The organism is Acidovorax sp., assembly GCF_046314175.1.
Taxonomy (GTDB): Bacteria; Pseudomonadota; Gammaproteobacteria; order Burkholderiales; family Burkholderiaceae_C; genus Acidovorax.
In genome coordinates this window covers 1-4,850 of the sequence record NZ_JBKBXG010000170.1, presented here as the reverse complement: position 1 = coordinate 4,850, position 4,850 = coordinate 1, and the positions used below count along the sequence as shown (strand labels likewise).

Annotated in this window: 5 protein-coding genes; 3 read left to right on the top strand and 2 right to left on the bottom strand. The window is 64.9% G+C overall.

The window, feature by feature from the left end:
* Nucleotides 1–580 (bottom strand): P-loop NTPase (locus ACK4OE_RS25150; RefSeq protein ID WP_409889156.1); only part of this gene is annotated, 580 nt, incomplete at its 3' end.
* Between the two features lie 125 nt (nt 581–705).
* On the opposite strand from ACK4OE_RS25150, the gene ACK4OE_RS25145 reads away from it, so the two are divergent.
* Nucleotides 706–1,284: a restriction endonuclease gene (locus ACK4OE_RS25145; protein WP_409889155.1), complete on the top strand. Its 579-nt coding sequence runs from the start codon at nt 706–708 to the stop codon at nt 1,282–1,284.
* A gap of 84 nt (nt 1,285–1,368) precedes the next feature.
* Entirely contained in the window at nt 1,369–2,640 is a 1,272-nt protein-coding gene (locus ACK4OE_RS25140) for a patatin-like phospholipase family protein (protein WP_409889154.1), read from the top strand.
* A 60-nt stretch (nt 2,641–2,700) separates the two neighbouring features.
* Here ACK4OE_RS25140 and ACK4OE_RS25135 read toward each other — a convergent pair whose 3' ends face one another.
* Nucleotides 2,701–3,648, bottom strand: coding sequence for a hypothetical protein (locus ACK4OE_RS25135; RefSeq protein WP_409889153.1), 948 nt, complete (start codon nt 3,646–3,648; stop codon nt 2,701–2,703).
* Between the two features lie 146 nt (nt 3,649–3,794).
* Here ACK4OE_RS25135 and metG point away from each other — a divergent pair.
* Nucleotides 3,795–4,850 (top strand): methionine--tRNA ligase (metG, locus tag ACK4OE_RS25130; RefSeq protein WP_409889152.1); only part of this gene is annotated, 1,056 nt, incomplete at its 3' end.

The window sequence follows — 4,850 nt, the reverse complement described above, 5'->3', positions numbered from 1 at the left end:
GCGCCTGGGTGGCCATGGGGCCGCGCCAGATCATGGCTTCGTCCTGGTCCACCAGGAAGCCGATGGACATGACCTGCACGCCGTAGTTTTCCAGCGGCTCCATGGTCTTGCCGTCGTCGCTCTCGGGGCGGCGGTTGATGCCCAGCATCATGGGCTGGCTGGGGCCGTAGATGTCGGCGTCGAGCACGCCCACGCTGGCGCCCTCGGCCGCCAGGGCCAGGGCCAGGTTGGCGGCGGTGGTGCTTTTGCCCACGCCGCCCTTACCCGAAGCCACGGCAATGATGTTCTTGACCTGGGGCAGCAACTGCACGCCGCGCTGCACGGCGTGGGCCAGCACCTTGGTGGTGATGTTGACCGAGACGTTGTCGACCCCGGCCACGCCCTTGGCAGCGGCCACCAGGCTGCGGCGCAGCTCGGGCACCAGACTCTTGGCGGGGTAGCCCAGTTCGACGTCAAAAGCCACGTCGCCACCGGTGATCTGCAGGTTGCGCAGCGCACGGCTGCTGACGAAATCTTTGCCCGTATGCGGGTCCAGCACGGTGGAAAGTGCGGCCAAGAGGCCTTGTTCGGTGACTGCCATTCAAATAACTCCTGTGGGGCAGGTAGTCTATCCAAGCGATCCAACCCCGGTATCTGCAGGACAATGCGCACGCTTTGCCCCTGGCTTACCGCCGCCGCCGAACGAAAGAAAGAAAAGGACCCCCCGTGAAATTCAAGATGGCCGAAAAATCCCTGTTTGCCGTGCTGCTGCGCTCGCCATGGTGGATCAGCTTTGCGGTGGTCGGCCTCATCGTCCTGGCCTCCGGCGCGCTGCTGCCCAAGGACTATTTCATCGTGGGCGCGCTGGCCGGGTTCCCCATCTTTGTGGTGGGTTGCATCGCCGCCTGGAAGCAACTGCGCGCGCCCAGCCCCACCAAGGTGGCCGAGATGCTGGACGCCGTCAACAGCATGCCCTGGCGCACCTTTGCCGACACACTGGAGTCAGCCTGGGCCCGTGAGGGCTGCACCGTGGAGCGCCTGAAACCAGGCAGCGCCGCCGACATGGCCCTGGTTCTGGGCGGCAAGACCACCCTCGTCAGCGCCCGCCGCTGGAAGGCAGCCACCCACGGCGTGGAGCCCCTGCGCGACCTGCACGCCGCCATGAAGGCGCGCGACGCGTCATCCGGTGTGTATGTGGTGACCCAGGGGCAGCTGAGCGACACCGCGCGCCTGTTTGCCCGCGACCACGGCATCAGCGTGCTGCAAGACGAAGGCGTGGCACGCCTGCTGCTCAATCACCGATAGGTAGCAGCCCCCCCGGGTTTTCCCACATGGTGCGGCGGGCGCGGCCCTCCACACTGGAACCGCCTCACCTGCCACGCACTGCCGATGCCATCCACAGACCACCCAGCCGCCCCCCACCCTTCCCCCAGCCCCACCACGCCCCGTCCTGCCACAGGGCTGCTGCTGACCGGCGGCGGCGCCCGGGCCGCCTACCAGGTGGGCGTGCTGGAGGCCATTGCCGACCTGCGCAACGCCTGCGGCGCGGGCAACGAGCCCAACCCGTTTCCCATCATCACCGGCACCTCGGCCGGGGCCATCAACGCCGCTGCGCTGGCCTGCGGGGCCGACAACTTTGACCGCGCGGTACGCCGCATTGCGCGGGTGTGGCGCCAGTTTCATGCGGGCCAGGTGTACGGCGCCGATTCGTTGTCGGTGATGCGCAGCGGCGCGCGCTGGCTCACGCTGCTGTCCGTGGGCTGGGCGCTGGCCCGCTGGCGACGCATGCGGCCGCGCTCGCTGCTGGACAACGCGCCGCTGGAGAAGCTGCTGGTCAAGATGGTGCCGCTGGTGCGGCTGCCGCGGCTGATCCGTAAGGGCCACCTGACCGCGCTGGCGGTCACGGCGTCCAGCTACAGCTCGGGCGAACATGTCACTTTTTTTGAATCGGCCGAGCCCGTCAAACCCTGGGTGCGCTCGCAGCGCAAGGCCGCGCGCGACCGCATCACGCACGAGCACCTGCTGGCCTCGTCCGCCATCCCGTTCATCTTTCCGGCCAAGGGCATCGAAGTGGATGAGCACGTCGAGTACTTTGGCGATGGCTCCATGCGCCAGTCCGCGCCCATTGCCCCCGCCATCCACCTGGGGGCCGAGCGCGTCCTGGTGATCGGCGCGGGCCGCATGCACGAGCCCAAGGGCGACGCCGCCGCCAACCCTACGGCCAGCTACCCCTCTCTGGCCCAGATCGCCGGGCATGCGCTGTCCAACATCTTTCTGGATGCGCTGGCGGTGGACGTGGAGCGCGTGCAACGCATCAACCAGACCTTGTCGCTCATCCCGCCCGAGGTGCGCGCCCACAGCGCCCTGCGTCCCATCGAACTGTTGGTGATTGCGCCATCGCAGCGGCTGGACGCCGTGGCCGCGCGCCATGTGGGCGACCTGCCGGGCCCCGTGCGCACCATGCTTGCCGCGCTGGGCGTCACGTCCAACATGGCCGACGTGCGCGGCGCCGCGCTGGCCAGCTACCTATTATTTGAAGCCAGCTATACGCAAGAACTCATGGCCCTGGGAAGGGCTGACACGCTGGCCATGCGCGAGGAGATCTGCGCATTCTTCGGCTGGACTGACCACGGCGCCGCCGTGAAGGAGCCGGTGACCTGAACAGGCGTCACGGCACCTCGGCAAGACGCTGGTCTTCGTGGTCTTCGGTTCGTCAGCCCCTTACTGCCGGCGTCTGCGCCACCAGCCTGCCAGCAAGATCAAACCGCTCGCCGCACCCAGCGCACCCCAAGAGTCCACAGGCACCGGCTGCGGCATTGCAGGGGCCGGCACCACGTTCGCCACGCGAAACACCTTCAGCTCATCAATACGAGCTGGATTGCGTGCGTACAGGGAAAACCGGCTGAACACAGGCGCAAACCCCGAGCGCTGTACGGTGGGCGCGGGCGGGTTCAGGTAGTCAAACCCGCTGAGGCTGGGCAACACCCACATCTGCGTGGTCTGGGCCGTGTAGTCGATGCGCAGCACCACCGCACTCAAAGTCGCGAGCGGCACGGTAGTGCACTCGAACACACCGGCCGTCGTATCAATCAACGCATAGACGGGGCTTCCGCAACCACCGTTATTGCCAACCCACACAGCGCCGAACCGAACGCTCGGCGACCCACCACCCGACTGCGTTCCAAATTGGGACAGAAACTGCACGAACACCACCCCAGTGTCCTGTTGCGGCAATGAACGGGCTGCGTGACCCAACTGAAGGGCACCGTTTAAAACGTAGACAAGCCCTCCCCCTGTGCTGGAGACGCCAGGCACTGTCAGGCCTGTCGATTCAACCTCCAGTTGCGAAAAATTTGGATTTTCAAATTCCCAAGACGTGCTCCAACCAACGCCCCCGCTTTTTCCCACCACCGATTGACCTGAGGTGTAGGCAAACGAATCCTCCGCGATCACCGTGGTGACAGGAGCCGAGTGGGCAGGCACAAGATAGGCGCAGAGGGCAAGACCCGCCAGGCGCACAGCACGACGGAACAAGAAGGTGGACATTTTTAGGTGGCGTGAAAAGAGTGGGTACGCCGATAGAGCCGCTGCAGCCAAGTGGGTGCGGAAGGTCTGCCAAAGCGGCGATTGGTCCGCACGGGACGAGACGCGCCTTTGCAGTATGCCCACTTACCTTTTCCCATCGAAAAAGGCCAGGTATCACCCTACCAATCGCTCAACCCGCCGGGATCGGTATGGGATAGCGGTAACGCCTCCGTCCCTGCCACCACGTCGGCGCCGCCATAAAATCACGGGTTCCGCCCGAGAAAGCCTCTATGACGACCTCCGCCCGCAAACTCTTCGTTACCACCGCCCTGCCGTACGCCAACGGCAACTTCCACATCGGCCACATCATGGAATACATCCAGGCCGACATCTGGGTACGGTTTCAGCGCATGCAGGGCAACGCTGTCAACTTCTGTGGCGCCGACGACACCCACGGCGCACCCATCATGATCGCCGCCGAAAAGGCGGGCAAAACGCCCCAGCAGTTCGTGGCCGACATTGCGGCTGGCCGCAAGCAGTACCTGGACGGCTTTCACATCAGCTTTGACAACTGGCACAGCACCGATGCGCCAGAAAACCACGACCTGGCCCGCCAGATCTACCGCGACCTGCGCGACCGCGCCGACGGCAGCCTGATTGAAGTGCGCACCATCGAGCAGTTCTTCGACCCCGAGAAGAACATGTTCCTGCCCGACCGCTACATCAAGGGCGAATGCCCCAAGTGCCACACCAAGGACCAGTACGGCGACAACTGCGAGGTGTGCGGCTCGGTGTACGCGCCCACCGACCTTATCAACCCGTTCTCGGCCCTGTCGGGCGCCAAGCCCGAGCTGAAGAATTCGGAGCACTTTTTCTTCAAGCTGTCGGACCCACGCTGCGTGGAGTTCCTGGAGAACTGGACGCAGGACGGCAAGCTGCAGCCCGAAGTGGCCAACAAGATCAAGGAGTGGTTCACCGTCCGCACCAACCCCGATGGCACCACCAGCGAGGGCCTGGGCGACTGGGACATCAGCCGCGACGCGCCCTACTTCGGCATCGAGATCCCCGACGCGCCGGGCAAATACTTCTACGTGTGGCTTGACGCGCCCGTGGGCTACCTGGCATCGCTGAAAAACCTGCTCGAAAAGCGTGGCGAAAGCTACGACGCCTACATGGCCGACCCAACGCTTGAGCAGTACCACTTCATCGGCAAGGACATCGTCACCTTCCACACCCTGTTCTGGCCCGCCATGCTGCACTTCAGCGGCCGCAAGACGCCCAACAACGTGTTCGTGCACGGCTTTTTGACCGTGAACAACGGCGAGAAGATGAGCAAGAGCCGGGGC